The 16,681-nt window shown below is 63.0% G+C and carries 19 protein-coding genes; 7 read left to right on the top strand and 12 right to left on the bottom strand.

The window, feature by feature from the left end:
- Nucleotides 1-485 precede the first annotated feature (485 nt).
- The 3 genes from RS897_RS26985 to RS897_RS26975 all read left to right on the top strand — a co-directional run bounded on the left by RS897_RS26985 (nucleotide 486) and on the right by RS897_RS26975 (nucleotide 2,896).
- A complete protein-coding gene (locus tag RS897_RS26985) occupies nucleotides 486-1,040 on the top strand; it encodes a PAS domain-containing protein (RefSeq protein ID WP_315831771.1) in 555 nt (184 codons plus the stop codon).
- A 284-nt stretch (nucleotides 1,041-1,324) separates the two neighbouring features.
- Nucleotides 1,325-1,939 carry a PilZ domain-containing protein gene (locus tag RS897_RS26980; protein WP_315838755.1) on the top strand — a complete coding sequence of 205 codons (615 nt, stop codon included), beginning with the start codon at nucleotides 1,325-1,327 and terminating at the stop codon, nucleotides 1,937-1,939.
- 360 nt (nucleotides 1,940-2,299) lie between these two features.
- Nucleotides 2,300-2,896 (top strand): transglutaminase-like cysteine peptidase, encoded by a 597-nt coding sequence (locus RS897_RS26975; RefSeq protein WP_315831770.1) that lies wholly within the window; start codon nucleotides 2,300-2,302, stop codon nucleotides 2,894-2,896.
- A 165-nt stretch (nucleotides 2,897-3,061) separates the two neighbouring features.
- Here RS897_RS26975 and RS897_RS26970 read toward each other — a convergent pair whose 3' ends face one another.
- The 4 genes from RS897_RS26970 to RS897_RS26955 all read right to left on the bottom strand — a co-directional run bounded on the left by RS897_RS26970 (nucleotide 3,062) and on the right by RS897_RS26955 (nucleotide 5,254).
- Nucleotides 3,062-3,556 (bottom strand): hypothetical protein, encoded by a 495-nt coding sequence (locus tag RS897_RS26970; RefSeq protein ID WP_315831769.1) that lies wholly within the window; start codon nucleotides 3,554-3,556, stop codon nucleotides 3,062-3,064.
- A 229-nt stretch (nucleotides 3,557-3,785) separates the two neighbouring features.
- Entirely contained in the window at nucleotides 3,786-4,208 is a 423-nt protein-coding gene (locus RS897_RS26965) for a DOPA 4,5-dioxygenase family protein (protein ID WP_315831768.1), read from the bottom strand.
- A gap of 16 nt (nucleotides 4,209-4,224) precedes the next feature.
- Entirely contained in the window at nucleotides 4,225-4,755 is a 531-nt protein-coding gene (locus RS897_RS26960; protein ID WP_315831767.1) for a gamma carbonic anhydrase family protein, read from the bottom strand.
- Between the two features lie 169 nt (nucleotides 4,756-4,924).
- On the bottom strand, nucleotides 4,925-5,254 hold the full coding sequence (locus RS897_RS26955) for a DUF6949 family protein (RefSeq protein WP_315831766.1): 330 nt from the start codon (nucleotides 5,252-5,254) through the stop codon (nucleotides 4,925-4,927).
- A 208-nt stretch (nucleotides 5,255-5,462) separates the two neighbouring features.
- On the opposite strand from RS897_RS26955, the gene RS897_RS26950 reads away from it, so the two are divergent.
- A complete protein-coding gene (locus RS897_RS26950; protein WP_315831765.1) occupies nucleotides 5,463-6,173 on the top strand; it encodes a hypothetical protein in 711 nt (236 codons plus the stop codon).
- A gap of 71 nt (nucleotides 6,174-6,244) precedes the next feature.
- On the opposite strand, the gene RS897_RS26945 is transcribed toward RS897_RS26950, so the two are convergent.
- The 4 genes from RS897_RS26945 to RS897_RS26930 form a co-directional block, all read right to left on the bottom strand.
- Entirely contained in the window at nucleotides 6,245-6,463 is a 219-nt protein-coding gene (locus tag RS897_RS26945) for a DUF3126 family protein (protein WP_315831764.1), read from the bottom strand.
- A gap of 237 nt (nucleotides 6,464-6,700) precedes the next feature.
- Nucleotides 6,701-7,537: a serine O-acetyltransferase gene (gene cysE / locus RS897_RS26940; RefSeq protein WP_315831763.1), complete on the bottom strand. Its 837-nt coding sequence runs from the start codon at nucleotides 7,535-7,537 to the stop codon at nucleotides 6,701-6,703.
- 143 nt (nucleotides 7,538-7,680) lie between these two features.
- On the bottom strand, nucleotides 7,681-8,433 hold the full coding sequence (locus RS897_RS26935; protein WP_315831762.1) for an alpha/beta fold hydrolase: 753 nt from the start codon (nucleotides 8,431-8,433) through the stop codon (nucleotides 7,681-7,683).
- 49 nt (nucleotides 8,434-8,482) lie between these two features.
- Nucleotides 8,483-9,673, bottom strand: a complete 1,191-nt coding sequence (locus tag RS897_RS26930) for a hypothetical protein (protein WP_315831761.1) — start codon at nucleotides 9,671-9,673, stop codon at nucleotides 8,483-8,485.
- A gap of 368 nt (nucleotides 9,674-10,041) precedes the next feature.
- Here RS897_RS26930 and RS897_RS26925 point away from each other — a divergent pair, with 368 nt between their 5' ends.
- Nucleotides 10,042-10,287: a zinc-finger domain-containing protein gene (locus RS897_RS26925; RefSeq protein WP_315831760.1), complete on the top strand. Its 246-nt coding sequence runs from the start codon at nucleotides 10,042-10,044 to the stop codon at nucleotides 10,285-10,287.
- A gap of 7 nt (nucleotides 10,288-10,294) precedes the next feature.
- The gene (locus RS897_RS26920; protein ID WP_315831759.1) at nucleotides 10,295-11,500 is read left to right on the top strand and encodes an FAD-dependent monooxygenase; all 1,206 of its coding nucleotides are present in this window, start codon (nucleotides 10,295-10,297) and stop codon (nucleotides 11,498-11,500) included.
- A gap of 18 nt (nucleotides 11,501-11,518) precedes the next feature.
- Here RS897_RS26920 and RS897_RS26915 read toward each other — a convergent pair whose 3' ends face one another.
- Nucleotides 11,519-11,950, bottom strand: a complete 432-nt coding sequence (locus RS897_RS26915) for a twin-arginine translocation pathway signal (protein WP_315831758.1) — start codon at nucleotides 11,948-11,950, stop codon at nucleotides 11,519-11,521.
- A 512-nt stretch (nucleotides 11,951-12,462) separates the two neighbouring features.
- A complete protein-coding gene (locus tag RS897_RS26910) occupies nucleotides 12,463-13,203 on the bottom strand; it encodes an SPASM domain-containing protein (protein ID WP_315831757.1) in 741 nt (246 codons plus the stop codon).
- 83 nt (nucleotides 13,204-13,286) lie between these two features.
- Here RS897_RS26910 and RS897_RS26905 point away from each other — a divergent pair, with 83 nt between their 5' ends.
- Nucleotides 13,287-14,924, top strand: a complete 1,638-nt coding sequence (locus tag RS897_RS26905; protein ID WP_315831756.1) for a tetratricopeptide repeat-containing glycosyltransferase family protein — start codon at nucleotides 13,287-13,289, stop codon at nucleotides 14,922-14,924.
- Between the two features lie 80 nt (nucleotides 14,925-15,004).
- On the opposite strand, the gene RS897_RS26900 is transcribed toward RS897_RS26905, so the two are convergent.
- Nucleotides 15,005-15,631 (bottom strand): cupin domain-containing protein, encoded by a 627-nt coding sequence (locus RS897_RS26900; protein ID WP_315831755.1) that lies wholly within the window; start codon nucleotides 15,629-15,631, stop codon nucleotides 15,005-15,007.
- Between the two features lie 46 nt (nucleotides 15,632-15,677).
- Nucleotides 15,678-16,676: a fumarylacetoacetate hydrolase family protein gene (locus tag RS897_RS26895; protein ID WP_315831754.1), complete on the bottom strand. Its 999-nt coding sequence runs from the start codon at nucleotides 16,674-16,676 to the stop codon at nucleotides 15,678-15,680.
- Nucleotides 16,677-16,681 lie beyond the last annotated feature (5 nt).

Below are 16,681 nucleotides of genomic sequence, written 5' to 3'. Positions count from 1 at the left end.
GAGCGCTCGCGCAAGCTCGCCCTTGCATCGCAGCAAGACAAATGCGGCCTCGCTTGGCCAGAAAAACAAAAGGGAGGGCTTTCGCCCTCCCTTCCGGATCGCACGTGGGCGATCGATCGAGCAGTCTTTGTCGTGAGCAGTCTTGTCGTAAGCAAGTCTTGTTGTGAGCAGTCTTGCCGCAGGAACCCCACCCCTCCCCGCGATGACCAGCCTGTTTGACGCCACCTGTTATCGGCAACCGGTGCGGGCCGTGGAGAACAGCCGTTCCGCAGTTGACGTGAGCAGATACTAGCCGGACTACGCAAAAGCCCCAAGCGCATAGTTAATTTAACGTTAACGCCATAAAGCCGCGGAGAAACCGGCCAAAACACGGCCACGGCATGGACGCTGCAACCCCCCTCCTGCACAACAGGAGAGACCCCGACGATGACCGGTAACGGGACAGACATGTCCGTGTCCGGCCGTTGGCAGGTCAGGGACAGGTTATGAAACACCCATCGAGCCGCGCCTTTTTCAACTATTGGGACGAAAAGCGTGGCAATGCAGCGGCCCCCGACCGCAGCGACATGGAACCCGGCGCCGTGCGGGAGCTGCTCGGGGATATTTTCGTGCTGTCCAACGATCCAGCTGCCGGATACCCGTTCCGTGTCGCCGGGACCCGCGTCTGCGCACTGCTGGGGCGCGATGCCAAGGGTCAGGGTTTCACACCCCTGTTTGCGGCCGCCCGCCGGCGCGAGATCGAGGACATTCTGACGATCGTCGCCGAGGAGACCCAGCCGACCATTGCCGGCGTCACCGCCCGCGCGATGAATGGGCAGCCGGCTCATCTCGAACTGCTGCTCCTGCCCTTCAGCGCACGAGCCCACACACCCCTCAGCCTGACCGGCTTGCTGGCGCCGTTTCAACCGCCGACCGGGCCGATGACCGATTTCAAGCTGACGACGTGGCGCCATCTCGCGCCACGCCCGCGCAGCCGCCTGCGCACTGTGCGCCGGTGGAGTGGGGTGCGGGGTTTCATGGTGTATGAGGGTACGCGCTGATCTGCGGCTGCTGATCGTGATTCAATCTCTGCTGAATCAAAATCATCACGACCAAGACGCAATAGCCGTGATCAACGGGGCGCCGTCATGAGCCTGAACGCGATGGTCACGGTTATCGTTGGCAAATGTCGTTGGCAAAAAACCGCGCAGCCTGGCGCGGCGCAAACTCCATCGAAAAATCATTGCAATTCCAAGACACTACAAAGGACAGGAGTAACCGCCTATTAACCCTGCCCGCCGTAGGGTTCGTGCATACCGACGCGCGGTTCAACTGGTACAAATTTATGGTATTGGCGCAACGAAAGCCCGCCTTTCCCGCCGCTGAAGAACGACGGCGTTTCCAGCGCGTCAAGGTGCACCTGCTCGGCCGCTACATGCTGCCCGATCGGCGCGAGTTTCCCTGCCAGATAATCAATATGTCGCCTGGCGGCTTGGCCATGCTGGCGCCGGGCATCGGCAATGTCGGCGACCGCGTCATCGCCTATCTCGATCATGTGGGCCGCGTCGAAGGCAAGATCACCCGGATCATCGACAACGGTTTCGCGATGACGGTGACCGCCACGCCGCGCAAGCGCGACAAGATGGCAGCGCAGCTGACATGGCTCGCCAACCGCCAGATCCTGAACCTGCCGGAAGACCGCCGTCACGACCGTATCGTCCCGCGCAACCCCAGTGCGCGGATCCTGCTCGTCGACGGCCAGGAAATGCACTGCCGGATCATCGATATGTCGCTGTCGGGCGCCGCAATTTCGTCCCAGACCCGGCCCGAGATCGGCTCCAAGGTGACGATCGGCCGGGTGCAGGCCCAGGTGATACGCCACCTCGAGGACGGCTTCGCGCTCGAGTTCGCATTTCCGCAGCTCGCCGAGACTCTCGAAGATAACGTCACCGCCAGGTAAACGCCGGCGCCTGCCATCGACGTCACCAGCCCGCCGAACGGCGGGCTTTTTCGTGCATGGATACCGTCGCGATAACCATGATCGGCCACACGCAGGGTTAATGCCGGCAGATGGCGATCCTGAAAACATCGCCGCAACAACTGGCTCCGGCTTAATCCATAAAATTTGAATCAAATCCGATCATCTCAAATCTCCGCCCAAGATGATTCAAATTTGAATCGAACATGCGCCAGTTTTGATTTTCATTCGTCTCGAATTGACTGAGGCGATTTAGCGGCGCTGCAAATCGTCCATGCGACAGATGGCCCAACAAGAAAAACGGGGGCCACAGTGTCACGTATTCGAGGACAGGGCATCGGAATGGCATGCGCCATTCTGATGGGGTTGACGGCACACGCCAGCGCCGGCGAGCGCGTGCAACAGGCAAGCCTTTATGCAGGTGTCGGCGAGACAGCGCGAGCACCGATCGGCTGGGTCGAATTCTGCGCGGACAATCCGGATGATTGCCGCAGCGGCGCGACGCAGCCGCGCGACATCGTCATGACGCAGACCGCATGGCGCGACCTGCTGCGCGTCAATCGCTGGGTCAACGAGAACATCAAGCCGATGACCGACGTCGATCATTGGGGTGTCATCGAGAAGTGGTCGTATCCGACCGATGGCTACGGCGACTGCGAAGACTATGTGCTGCTGAAACGCAAGATGCTGATCGATGCGGGCTGGCCGCGCGAAGCGCTGCTGATCACGGTGGTCCGCGACAAGAAAGGCGACGGGCACGCGGTGCTGACGGTGAAGTCGAGCAAGGGCGAGTTCATTCTCGACAACCAGAACGAAGAGGTTCTGGCCTGGACCGACACCGGCTACCGCTACGTCAAGCGACAGAGCCAGAGCGATCCCAATGTCTGGGTCTCGCTTGGAGACACCCGCCCTGCCGTTTCAACGGCGAGCGCACGCTGAACCTAGAAGGAATTTGGAGACCCGCGAACCGGTCGCATCCCCACCCCTCCCCGTCCCAGACCGGATCGCGCGCGGCCAGCCTCCCCCAGGGCTGGCCGCAACTTTTTGCGCGGCGCCCGTCACGTGCCGCATCCAATCGCAGATGCATCGAAACGTCGACGTACGCTATTGTGCAAAACGCTCGAGTATCCGGCCGTTCGCGTCGACAAATAGCGTGCGCGTGCGGCCCCACAGGTGAACAACGTGGCCGTTGAAGAGGTTGCTAAATCCTATTGACGTCTGACCGAAGACCTGGCCACCGCCCGGCGTGAGAAAAAGTGCGGCGGCCGCCTCAAGGAAGCGCCAACCCTCCTTACCATCGGCGACATTGCAGCCGTTGAAGTAGACGCGAGCGTTGCGGATCGCCAATCTGGAATACCCGCGTGGAATGACCGAGCGAAACCAATCCGCATCGAAGGAATTGTCGCCAAAGTAAATCGTGCCCGGGCTGCCATGGGTTTCGAACAGGATGCGATCGTAGATCCGACCCAAACTGAGCAACGGATCCAGCGAGGCGGCCAGGTCCCCGCTGGTGACCCCGACGCGGCAGGACGAATCCGACCGGTTTGCTGTCGACCTGATGCGCCAATCGTCCGCGTCGTAAATGTGAAGCAATCCCATTGCAACTCTCCGATGGAAACTTCCACGGTTTGTCGCCGCTGGCAGAGACAGCGTTCACAACAATACTCGCCTAAAATCTTGGCAGCTCTCGCTGCCGTTCTCCCTGCTCCAACACAGCCGCATCTTTTGAAGAACGTCGGACGCAATACGGCCAATCGCGCAAGATAGAAATGCAGTGAACTGCGGAATATTCGTCTCACTCAAACTGGACGTCTATGCCGATCCCGGCTCATGCCGGCAGATGCGGCATGGTGTTGGGTTCGAGCGCGTCTTCCGCATCGTCGTGCTCGGGCAACTTCTCGCCATGAAGCACGACCGGTGTGCCGATCCAGAGCGGATCGATCAGATGATCGCGGCGTGGATTGGTGGTGTTGGGATGGACCAGGATGCTCAGGCCGCCGTGATTGAGCATCAGCCACGGCACCAGTGTCGCGAACAGCTCCTTCGCGAACGAGACCTGGAACATCGCCTGATCGTGCGGCCCGACCTTGAGGTCATGCCAGTTGCCGAGCCGCAGCCGGAAGCGTTCGCCGATCAGCGTGCGAAGGTGTTCGGCCGCCCCCCGCGACGACGCCGGATCGTAGTAGACATGGGCGTGATAGCTCGCGATCTCAGCGATCGATCGCGGCGCTGCTGTCTCTGATGTCGACATAACCGCGACCTCCCGATCAGCCGATCTTCTTCAGGCCGGCCTTGAAACGTTGGCCGTTCGCGACATAGTGCTTAGCACCGCGAAACAGCGCACCAGCCTGGGCGGGATCGATGGTGCGGATCACCCTGGCGGGGGCGCCGACGATCAGCGAGTTCTCGGAGAACGTCTTGCCTTCCGTGATGATTGCGCCGGCGCCGACCACGCACCCCTTTCCGATCCGTGCACCGTTCATGACGATCGCGCCCATGCCGATCAGCGCACCATCCTCGATGGTGCAGCCGTGCAGGATGACGTTATGCCCGATGGTGCAGCTCCGGCCGATGGTCAGCGGAAATCCCGGATCGGTGTGAAAGGTGCAGTTGTCCTGCACGTTGGAGCCCTCGCCGATATCGATCAGCTCGTTGTCGCCGCGCAGCACTGAGCCGAACCAGACGCTGGCGTTTGGGCCAAGCCGCACATTGCCGATCACTTCGGCGCTGTCTGCGATGAAATAGTGTCCGTCCGAGGGAAGTTGGGGCGAGCGCCCGTCCAGTTCATAAATCGCCATGCCACGCTTTCTTCTGATGCTCAAATCGCGGCGAGATTGCCACGGATCAGGACCGGAAAGCGAGACCGCTAGATGCTAAAAACGATAGTGTTTTCAAGCGAAGTGGAGGCGGGTTCGCGTCAAAAAAATGCGCCAATTAAAAACCTGGAGCCCTGTTTTCGACAGGGCTCTAGGCGAACAGGCCGGTGATTTCCAGGAGCCGCAGAAACACCGTGCCGCACATCATGCTCCAGAAGCCGGCGAGCACCGTCGCCAACATGACGAACTCAGCGCGCCGCTTTTCGATTTTGCGGCCACGCACTGTGTTGCGCATGATGATGAAGGGAGCGGCGAACACCAGGAACGGCACCGCGGCGAAGGTCATCGGCGCGACGCCCTGCTGCAACAGCGCGAAGCCTGCGGGTTGATTGGCCATCGCCTGGTAACCGCTGGTCAATGCACCCGCCAGGGCAAAACCGATCAGCAGCGAGAACAGCGAATTCAACACATCCGGCGACATCGACAGCCCCACCCCGCTACGCGATGCTCCTGCTTCGCAAAATGCGTTGCCGCGCGCCAGCACATCCTTAAGAAAAGGTTAACGACCGCGGCCGGAACTGCGACTGCCGCATGACTCGACGCGCACGCCCCCGCTTTGGCTTCGCGATCCGCGTGGCATACTCCGGCGATTGATTCGCCCTTCCCTCGATTTGCGAACTGCAGTTCTGATGACGTTGCTTATGTCCGTTTCCGGCCGGCGCGCGCGACCCGGCAAGCGCCGCAGTCATGTGGTGCCGGCTCTGCTGTCGGGCGTGATCGGCGCCGCCGCGGTGTCTGCCGTCTGTTATCTGTTATGGCCCACCTGGACCCCCCAGGCGGTCAGCGATCCGTCGCGGCTGCCGATCAGCGTCGGGGGCATGGTGTTCAACGTGCCCACCGAAAGCATGCGCATGAAGGTGCAGCGACATACCGGTCCGCAGGAGCGCGTCGACCTCAGCTTTGCCTATCCGTCGCTGGCGGCGGGCGAACCGCGCAAGCGCATCAGCGCCGAAACGGTTGAGGACACCGAGCCGTCGATCGACGCGATCTTCCTGTCGATCGCAGCACATGGCGAAGCGCTCGCGCCGGACGAACGCACCCGCACCATCTATCCGCGCTACCTGGCCGCCGGAGCCGCGCGCACCGACGACGGCCTCACGGCCCAGGCCTTTCGCGACAACACGCCCTATGCGAACGAGGACCTCTTTGTCGCCGCCTCGCCGTCCCTGGTGGCCCGCTGCACCCGCGACGGCGAAACGCCCGGCATGTGCCTCAGCGAACGCCGCCTCGATGGCGCCGACCTGACCTTCCGCTTCCCGCGCGGCTGGCTGGCTGATTGGCGAGCGATCGCCGGCGCAATGGATCGCATCGTCGCGCAGATCTACAAGCCACAGAGCTGATTGCGATCAAACGAAAACGCCGCAGACGGCAATGACCATCTGCGGCGTCAACTTGATCGAATGGAAGACGATCAGACCTGCTCTTCGAGATCGGTCTCGAGGATCGCGATCTGCAGCTGATACGAACGATCATCGTCTTCATCGTCGACGAACAGCACGCCGACAAATTCCTCGCCGATATAGACTTCGGCGGAATCGTCCTTCTTCGGCCGCGGCACCACGCGAATTTTCGCGTTGCCGAAAAGACGCTTCAAATAAGCATCGAGCTTCCTGACTTCCTGAACGTCCACGAGCGTCTCCAACAAAAAGAGGGATGCGCAGGGTTTAGGCCGATCCGCGCCCGACCGCTAGAGCTTTTTCCGTTCCGATAGAATCGGAACGGAAGCTCTAGATTTTCGTTTTGACGCGTTTTCTCCGCGCAAACGCTTCGCGTTTGTCGCGGGGGAACCGGTGTCCACTTCGCTGGAAAACGCTCTATATCAAAGCCGGAAAATTATTCGCCCCTCAAATCATAAAAATTTCAAATTTCAGATCGAGGCGTCGAAACCGTTCGCACCGAGCATCTGATTCATGGTGCGCGACGGCTCGGAACAGCCGGCGGCACCGACCACCTTTGCCGGCACGCCGGCCACAGTCACGTTGTTGGGAACTGGCTTCACCACCACCGAGCCCGCGGCAATGCGCGCACAGCGGCCGACTTCGATATTGCCGAGAATCTTCGCACCCGCGCCGATCATCACGCCCTGGCGGACCTTGGGATGACGATCCTCGTTTTCCTTGCCGGTGCCCCCGAGGGTAACGCCGTGCAGGATCGAGACGTCGTCTTCGATCACCGCGGTCTCGCCGACCACGAGGCCGGTGGCATGATCGAGGAAAATCCCGCGGCCGATTTTCGCAGCGGGATTGATGTCGGTCTGGAACGCCGCCGACGAGCGGCTCTGGACGTAGTAAGCGAAATCCTTGCGACCCTTGTGCCAGAGCCAGTGCGCCAGGCGATGCGCCTGAATGGCATGGAAGCCCTTGAAGTAAAGCAAGGGATCGATGAAGCGCGAGGTCGCGGGATCACGATCGAACACCGCGACCAGATCGGCGCGGAATGCATTGCCGAGATCCGGCTGGTCACGCAGCGCCTCATCATAGGCCTGGCGGATCAGGTCGCCGGACAGCGCGGTGTGATCGAGCCGCTCGGCGATGCGGTGCACCACGGACTGCTCCAGGCGCTCATGATGCAGCACGGTGGAAAAGATGAAGGTCGCGAGTTCCGGCTCGCGCCGCACGATGTCTTCCGCCTCGGCGCGGACACGCGTCCAGATCGGATCGACGGTCGAGAGCACGGGTTGTGCGTCCAGGTGAGATTTCGCCATTTTGGTTTATCCGCGAGCCCTATGGGAGAACGATCCTACCACATAGTGCGTCTAAAAAAGACGACAATCCCGCCACAAGGGGGAACCGGCGCGCGCGCGGCAGGGTTGCTTTGTCCGGACGGACGTACCGCCCGGGATCGTCCTCAGGGGCGCTGGGCCAGAAAATCCTTGACCCCGGCCTTGTAGACCCGGTCGCCAACGGCGCGCATGTGGTCCCGGTCCGGGATATCGAGCACCTGGGCCTGCGGAATCACCTCCGCCAGCGCGTGGGCGGAGCCTGCCACGTCGTCCACCGTCCCCACCGCGATCAGGGTCGGAACCGTGATGGCGGCGGCCTCCTCTGATGTCATCAGCCGGCGCGAGCCGCGCATGCAGGCGGCGAGCGCCCGGCGGTCGGAACGGGTCTGGTCGGCGAAGCTGCGGAAGGTCTTTCCCAGCGGGTCGGTGATGCCGGCCGCGTCGTCGGCCTCCAGGGCCTGGGCAACGTTTTCGGCCAGGACCGCGTCCTTGATCAGGCGGATGCCGATGCCGCCCAGGATCGCCGAGCGGACGCGCTCGGGGGCTGAGTAAGCGAGATAGGCGGTGATGCGGCCGCCCATGGAATAACCCATCAGGTCGGCGCGGGGGATGCCGAGATGGTCCATTAATGCACCAACGTCCCCGGCCATGGTGCCGATATGATAATCCTCGGGATCGTAGAGCTTGCTGGAGCCGCCATGGCCGCGGTTGTCCAGCGCGATCACCCGCCGTCCGGCCTTGCGCAGCTCGGACACCCAGCCGGTATAGCCCCAGTTGACGCTCATGCTGGACGCAAAGCCGTGAATCAGCACGATCGGATCGCCCTCGCCTTCGTCGAGATAGGCAATTTCAACGGAGCCGTTGTGGAAGCTCGGCATCGGGATCAATCCATATTGTGGGGGAAGAACGATAACCGGCCTAGTCAATTTAGGCTGGCGCGGCAAGGGTGTTATGCACCAATTCCACCGGCGGACGTGGCGAAGTTAAGGCATCGGTGGCGGCCATCGCCGCGGCTTGCCGCCGGGCCTTGCGCACCTTCTTGCGCGCCTTGGCGCGTCCGATCCACCAGTAAGTCGCGCGTTCGGTGGTGGCCTTGATCGAGGACAGCACGCCGAACAGCGCCAGCACCGCCCAGAACACCCACAAAGTGAGATTGAACGCGCCGGCTGCGAGCAGCAGCGCTCCGCGTCCCAAGAGTTTCAGGATCGCCCGCGTCTGGCCGCCCTTGGCCTCCGCCAGCCGCGCGGCGCGCGCAATGTCCTTTGGCCCCTCGGCGACCCGCAAGGTCTCCAGCGCGCCGCGTGTTCCGACCCGCTCGCTGACGCGGCCGACATCCTTGGCCGCCCGCAGCAAGGCGCCCGCTTTCTCCGCGCGGAAAGCCGCCTTGATGGCCGTGATGCTGGCGCCGGGCCGCGCCACGGATGCGGTGGTCACGGCCTCCCGCAGCATCGCAGTGTCGACCACATCGCGCGCCGAGCGCCCGGCCCATCCGGCGAGGCCGGCGCCGAGGCGGCCGGTCTTGCGGGCGTCCTTGACCAGCGTCAAACCTGCCCGCACCGGCGCGGCGCCGCCGACGGAGACATAAGTTGCCGCGGTGATGGCAAGGCCGGCCGTCGCAAGCCCAAGCACCAGCCGGTCGGGCTCCTCGCCCGTGGCCAGCCGTTTGCCCTCACGCACGACGTCGCGGATATCGCCGAACACAAAGAGATCGCCCGCCACCGTGCCGGACAGGCTGGCCAGATCGTCGGCCTCGCCGGTGACAAGCCCCGTCGCGAAACGGGTCGCGGCATGGGCCGCGGAGTTTTCCACCTCGACCGCTTGCGCGACGCGCGTGGTCACCGTTTCGGGAATCGCAACGCCGTTGGTCACAGCGAGATCGATAAAACTTTGTGCAAGTTCAGCGTCATTCGCGGCCAGCGCGTCCTCGATCCGGCGCACAACCGCATCCGCGCCGCCGAGCGCCACTTTCATCTGCGCATCCGACAGGGAGGCCGGATCGTCCTGCGCCCACAACACCTCGCCCGCGGCGCGCGCCTGCGGCCACAGCGCAATCAAAGCCGCCGCGCAAACCGCGCCAGCCGCCACAGCCACAATGATCGGTCGACCTGCGAACAGCATCCGAAAACGGTATCCCCCAGCCAGTTCTCCGCGCGCCTTGTTCATACGCCTTTGCGAGGCAGGCCGCGATAACTCCGACGGACAACCCCTGACTTAAGTCTATGGCGACGAAAGGAGGGCTTCTCCATACCGACAAGATTGTGTCGAATTTCCATGGTGCAAGTGAGCCTGGAATCAACGGACTCGATTGTCGTCGATTCTGGGGTGCAATGTCTGGAACTTACCGTTGTTGGAAAGTATGGTGCCGCGCGCCTTCGCCGGCACACCCCCGCGAAATCTGGTCATTTCGCGGGATATGTTGAAATTGCTTGGTGAAAACGTTTGCAGGCGCAGTCCCGATGGGCTGCATGACAGGTGGATAAAAAAGTATGGCTGATCACGTCGTTCCTCACTTTCACAATGACGCAGGGGTTCCGGTCATTGAGATCGGCGCGAGGGAGTTCATGTGCGTGGGTGCCAATCCACCGTTTGACCATCCGCACGTGTTTCTCGATCTCGGCAACGACACCGAAATCATCTGCCCCTACTGCTCGACGCTGTATCGTTTCGCGGCTGACTTGGCGGCCGGTGAATCGCGTCCGCCGGAATGCCGGCTGAAGGACAAAGCCGCTTAGCACGAACGTGCCCCGGTCCCGGACCATCCTCATCGCGGGAGCCGGCATCGGGGGATTGACCGCAGCACTCGCGCTCGCGTCCCGGGGTTTCCGCATCGTTGTGCTGGAAAAGGCCGAGCGGCTTGAACAGGCCGGCGCCGGCCTGCAGCTCTCCCCCAATGCCAGCCGCATCCTGATATCTCTCGACGTTGCGCCGCTTCTCGCGTCGCGCGTGATCGTGCCCGATGCCGTCCACATCATGAGTGCGCGGACCGGCCGGCAGATCGGGCGCATCCCGCTCGGCGCGCAGGCGGGCGCGCGTTACGGCGCGCCGTACTGGATCGTGCATCGCGCGGATCTGCAGGCGGCCCTGCTCGCGCGCATCGGTGATATCGCTGATATCGAGCTGCGGCTGGGTACATCCGTTGAGGACGTTGTCGACAGTGCCGACGGCGTCACCGTCACCCAGCGCACGGGAGACAGCCTCCTCAAGGAGACGGCGCTGGCGCTGATCGGCGCCGACGGGGTCTGGTCCACCGTGCGGCAACAGGTGTTTCCGAAGATGCAAGCCCGCTTCACCGGACGCATCGCCTGGCGCGGCACCGTCGATGCCGGGCGATTGCCGCAGGATTTCAATCGCCACGGTGTGCAATTATGGCTGGGGCCGAACGCGCATCTCGTCGCTTATCCGATGAGCGGCGGCGAACGTATCAATGTGGTGGCAATTTCGACCGGCAGCTGGAGTGCGCAGGGATGGGACGAAGCCGCCGACACAGCCGACATCGCGCAGCAGTTTGACCTTGGTCGATGGCCGCCCGCCGCCCGGTCGCTGGTGGGCACCGTGGACAGCTGGCGACGCTGGGCCCTGTTTGCCGTCGATGCCGAAGCGTCCTGGACCAACAACAGCGTCGCACTGCTGGGCGACGCTGCGCACGCCATGCTGCCGTTCGTGGCGCAAGGCGCCGGCATGGCCATCGAGGACGCAGCCGTGCTGGCCGAAAGCTTGGCCGACATGACAACGCCGAACGAGGTGCCCGCCGCGCTGGTCCGCTACAGCACGCAGCGACGGGCGCGCGTCGCCCGCATGCAGCGCACCGCGCGGCACACCGGACAGATCTATCACCTGCGCGGACCGCTGGCCGTCGCGCGCGATACGGTGATCCGGCTGCTCGATGGCGAACGGCTGCTGTCGCGGCAGGACTGGATTTACGATTGGAAGGCCGACGCCAGTTGATCGCGAAAGCTGGCTTTATCAGCGAACACCGGTACGGTTGCGCTGACCTGTGGCGTTGAGATCCTTCGCCGCCGCGGCGGGATCCGGCTTCTGTGGCGGCACCGGCGCGCTGTCGCAGTTGTTGCGCTGCCAGACATCCTCGATCAGCTTGGCCTGCGCCCGCGTGGTCACGATATCATTGCCATAAGCGACCTCGGCCACCGCTGCACCGCCCGCGCCGGTCTTCGCCTTGTCCGACAGTCCGTTCAATTCCTTCAGACGCGCGGCCGTGCCCGTCCGCGCCGTGCGCAGCTGGGTACAATCATAAAGATCGTATTTCGCGGGATCGACAAACGCGGCCGACACGACGTTGTCGGGAAGATTCGAGCATCCCGACACGGCACCAGCGAGACAGACGACGGTGACGGCCGCGGCGCGACGGATCAGGCTGATATTCGAACGATGGGTCATGCGGACTTTTCTTAAAACAGAACGGATTGCCGTTGCGTAAAGCGTAGCCGCGTGTCGGGATTGAGGCCATGCCGAGACCCAAGCCCGGCCCATCCAAAGCGAGCAGCGGGCACCGCGATTCGGATTTTTATATTTATTTTCCAGTAGCTTAACAAACGTTTCGGCACGAAAGCGCTGCGGCGTCAGCGCGCCGCAATCCCCGCGTCGGACACCCTCGGCAGCCGGACTCCGAGTCGTGAATCGAAAGTAAATGGGGGCTCTCTGTCCCCGAAAATATACTTTGGGACTCGCCGGGTGGAATCGCGCCATCTTTTTCCCATGACGAAGATCCTCGCAACCACCGTCTGGAGCCTGCATCTGGCCGTCCCGCTGGCGCTGACCGCGGCAGTCTCGTTCAATGCAGTGGTGCTGTATGCGTGGCTGTGAGGACGTCGCGCGCGTCGCTGACTGAGAGATGCGTGGTGCGGGCACCGGTCGGAGACCGGCGAACGGAGATGCGCTTCAACTGTCGATTAAACCGTGCCGGCGTGGCCAGGCGCGCACAGCTGCTTGCCGGTTCCCATACAAATCTGACACCCACGACTGCTGGCAACGCCATTCGACAGCTCCGCGAACATCTGCAACGCTTCGCGGCTGGTTAGCGCTTCGCGCAAACTCCCGTAATCGGAAAGCTTGCCGAACGTTGCAGTGCTGTTCAGATCGAGGCAGCAGATTCCCAAACGTCCCGTCGCAAAGATCGCCAGCGAGGGCGTTGCAGTGAAACCGCAGGCGTTGCGGTTGACCACCTTCCGTTCCACCGTCCAATCCGGATCGTATTCCAGCAGCAGGTTGGCGTAGGTGCCGAGTGGCCGAGGCGATATGAAGGCACACTGCAGCTGACCTTGCGTATCCTTCCAGTAAAGGATCGGCAGATAAATTCCCTCGCCATGGGATGCGTTGAAAAAGGCAGCTTCCACCACTGCTTCCGTATTCACGACGGACCGCGCCTCCGCATCAGGCGGTGCCGAGGCCGCGATTTCAGCGGCGATCCGCTCCCAAAGCCTGACATGCTCCAACATGCGTTCCGGCGTGCCCGGAAACGCGTTTCGGACTTTGACATTGACCTCTTTTGCCTCGGCTCCGTTGCAGACCATCTGGTAGAGGCGCAGATGGCTCTCCGCCCGCTCGAATACCATCTGGCGCAGCAGAGCCCTCACGCGGGCCACCAACGTGTCGTAATCGCCGATCTTCGCGCTTCGCGTGGCTGCGCACATTTTTGCACGCCAATCACACTATGTTGCCGGAAACCCTACTCTCGCCCGTTTAACCCAGCGGTATGTAACGGGACCAAGCAGGGATGGACAAACAAACGGGAGACACCGCAGCATCAATCGAAGCCGTTCTGAACCGTGGCAATCGCCTGATGGATCAGGGCGAGTTGGCCGGCGCCATCGAGGCCTACCGCGAACTCATCACCCTCGCCCCTCAATTCGGCCCGGGATATCGCAATCTCGCATTGGCGCTCGCACAGGATGGACAGCTCACCGACGCGCTGTCGGCGTGCGGCCGCGCGGTCGAGCTTCAGCCTGACGACCTTGAAGCCTATCTGATCATGGCCAGGCTTCTGCTCAGGCTCGGGCGGACGGACCAGGCGGTTTCGATGTACCAGCTCGCCGCCCTGGCGGCGCCGGGGCGGTCGGATATCCACGCCAGCCTCGCGGCTGCCCTGGCGCGGCAAGGGCGCCTGACTGAAGCGAGCGCGGCCTGCGACAAGGCCATCGAACTCGCTCCGCACAACGCCGGCGCCTATCTCAATCTCGGGATTATTCAGAGCAAGCGAGACGATCCGGAAGGCGCGGTCGCGGCCTACAGACACGCCATCCGTCTCGATCCGGATTCGCCCGAAGGCCATACCAATCTGGGCATCGCGTTGAGCAACCTGGGCATGAGCCAGCCGGCCATCGAGATGTCCGGCCGCGCGGTGGACCTCAAGCCCGCCGATCCGGAGCTTCACTACAATCACGCGATGCATCTGCTGCTGGCTGGTGACCTCAAAGCGGGCTTCTGCGAATACGAGTGGAGGCTTTGTCATCCGGCGCCGAGGTTCAGGCAGAGGCCATTCGACGTGCCGCGCTGGAGCGGAGAACCTCGCAACGGCCGAACCCTGTTGATTCATGCGGAGCAAGGCCTCGGCGACACCCTGCAGTTTGTCCGCTTCGTGTCCGCCGCCGCGACGACCGGAGGCCCGGTCGTTCTGCAGGTTCAGCCCCCATTGACCGAGTTGTTGCGCGACAGCCTGGACGTCACCGTGATCTCCCGTGACGAGCCGGAGCCGCCGTTTGATCTGCATGTGCCGCTGATGAGCCTTCCCTACGAACTCGGAACCAGCATCGAGACCATCCCGGGGGAGGCGTATCTCAGGGTCGGCCCGGCAAAGGCCGCCGAATGGCGACAGAGGCTTGCTGAATACGCCGGTCTCAAAGTCGGCGTCGTCTGGACGGGAAGCCCCGGCCATCTGCAGGACCGAAAGCGGTCTCTGCCGGCCGACATTATTTTGCCCCGCCTTCTGATCCCCGGCGTCCAACTCTTCAGCCTTCAAAAGGACCCCCGCGCGGACGATCGCCCCGTACTCGAACAGCTCAAGAGCAGGGTTGTCGACCTGGGGCCGCTGCTGACGACCTTCGCGGACACCGCGGCGGCGGCGAGCGCCATGGATCTGGTGATCGCCGTGGACACCTCCGTCGCGCATCTGGCAGGCGCGCTCGGCAAGCCGACCTGGATACTGCTGCCACATATTCTGGACTGGCGGTGGCTTTATGAGCGCGCCGACACGCCGTGGTACCCGGCCGCGCGCCTGCTGCGCCAACCTGGATCCAGGGACTGGGCAAGTGTGCTCGATCGGTTGGCTGGAGAACTGGAACGGTTTGCGGCGGACCACCAGAAGGCAATTCCCAGATTCCGAGCACGTCAGTCAGCGAGCGGCTACGGTGCCTGACAACGCGCCGGACCGTAACCTGGCTCGCCGGCTGCATCAGCCGTTTTGCAAAGCTTTTTTGAAAGTCCGGATCGCCATCATCACTTCTTGCGTTTCACCGCCTTGGCGGCGTTCTTCCGCTTCACGGGCGCCTTCGGTCTGCTTTTCGGTTTCGCCTTGGCCGCCCGCGCCAGCCGCCCGACCGGCTTCGCGCCCACCAGAACTGCCGCAACGATACATGGCTCGTCGCCGCGCACGCTCCAGGAATGGTTGGTGCCGCGCTGGATCAAGATGTCGCCCTGCTCCAGCAGCGTTTCCTCATTGTCCATGATGGCATAGATCGCGCCTTGCAGGACGATGATGTAGTCCACCGTGGCTGTGGTGTGCATCATGGGGTCGCCGGAAGCATGATCGGGCGCATGGCCGGCGCCGATCGACTTGAAGGCGGTGGCGGCGTTCGCAGTGTCGCGCCAGGCCTTGTCCGGCGGAAACTCGACAATGCGCAGGATGGTCCCGCTTTCCGGTGGCTCGAGCTTGATCTTGCCGGTCGCGGTGTCGGCGTTGCCGATGTTGGATGCGGGTGATGTCTTGGTGCGCCAGAGGTCGGTCAGCGCGACGCCGGGCATCGAGGCCATCTCGAGAATGTTCGGCGCCAGGCCATCCATCAGGATTTTGGATTTTCCGTCCTTGTCATGGCCCGTGACCACGCGTCGAATGCGATACGGCATCGGTGTATTCCCCGTTCGTGTTTTGTTGTGAAAAAGATCGTGGCGCTCAGCCAGCGCGCACGACGCGGTTGCGCAGCACGCCGATGCCCTCGACTTCGAGCTCGACGACATCGCCGGATTTCAGGAATCGCATGGTCTCCAGGCCGCAGCCGCCGCCAACGGTGCCGGAGCCGAAAAACTCGCCGGGATGGATGGTCTCGGAACGGGAGGCGTGGGCGATGCAGTCCTCGAATGTCCAGGACATCTCGCCGCTGTTGCCGCGCGCCCATTCCTCGCCATTGACGCGGGCGATCATGGTCAGCCGGTAGGGATCGCCGATCTCGTCGGCGGTGACCAGGCACGGCCCCATGGCGTTGCCGCCGTCGAAATCCTTGCCCTTGCCGGGGCCGAGCTGGCCCGGCATCTCCCGGGTCTGCTCGTCGCGGGCGGAGAAATCGTTGAAGATGGTGTAGCCGAAGATGTGGTCGCGCGCCTTGTCCTTGGGAATGTCCCTGCCCTTGCGGCCGATGTAGGCGCCGAATTCCAGCTCGAAGTCCATCAGTTGCGAATAAGGCGGCCAGACCACCTCGGTCTCCGGGCCGACCACGTTGAGACGATTAGGGTGATAGAAGATCGGACGCTCATACCAGACGGCCGGAATGGCGAGCACGCCCTTGGCCTCCATCTCGCGCATCGCCGCTTCCGGATCGGGCGTCTCCCTGGCGCGCACCACGCGTGCCTGGTGGAAGGCCTGGACCAGGTGCTTTTCGAAACACAGGAAGTCGCGCATCTGCGGCGGCCGCGGGATCGGCGCATCTAACCGCACAGCATCACGCGCGACGGTCACGCCGGTTCCGGTCTTTACAAGATGCGCGACAAGGTCGGCGGCGAGGTCCAGCGCGTTTGCCCCGCCCTCAGCAATCGCGAGCACACTGGCGAGCGCGGGCGCCTCGCTGCTCCAGCGTGTGTGATGCGACGCCTGCAGGTCGACGATTCGGCTGCCGTCTTCGATCAGGGCGCCGCAACGCTGCTCGCCTTGATCAGCGACGAAGGTGACAAGTTTCATGCAAC

The sequence above is a fragment of the Bradyrhizobium prioriisuperbiae genome, from assembly GCF_032397745.1.
GTDB classification, from domain to species: domain Bacteria; phylum Pseudomonadota; class Alphaproteobacteria; order Rhizobiales; family Xanthobacteraceae; genus Bradyrhizobium_A; species Bradyrhizobium_A prioriisuperbiae.
Note: the sequence above shows the minus strand (reverse complement) of the source record. Positions and strands in the feature narration are given on the sequence as shown.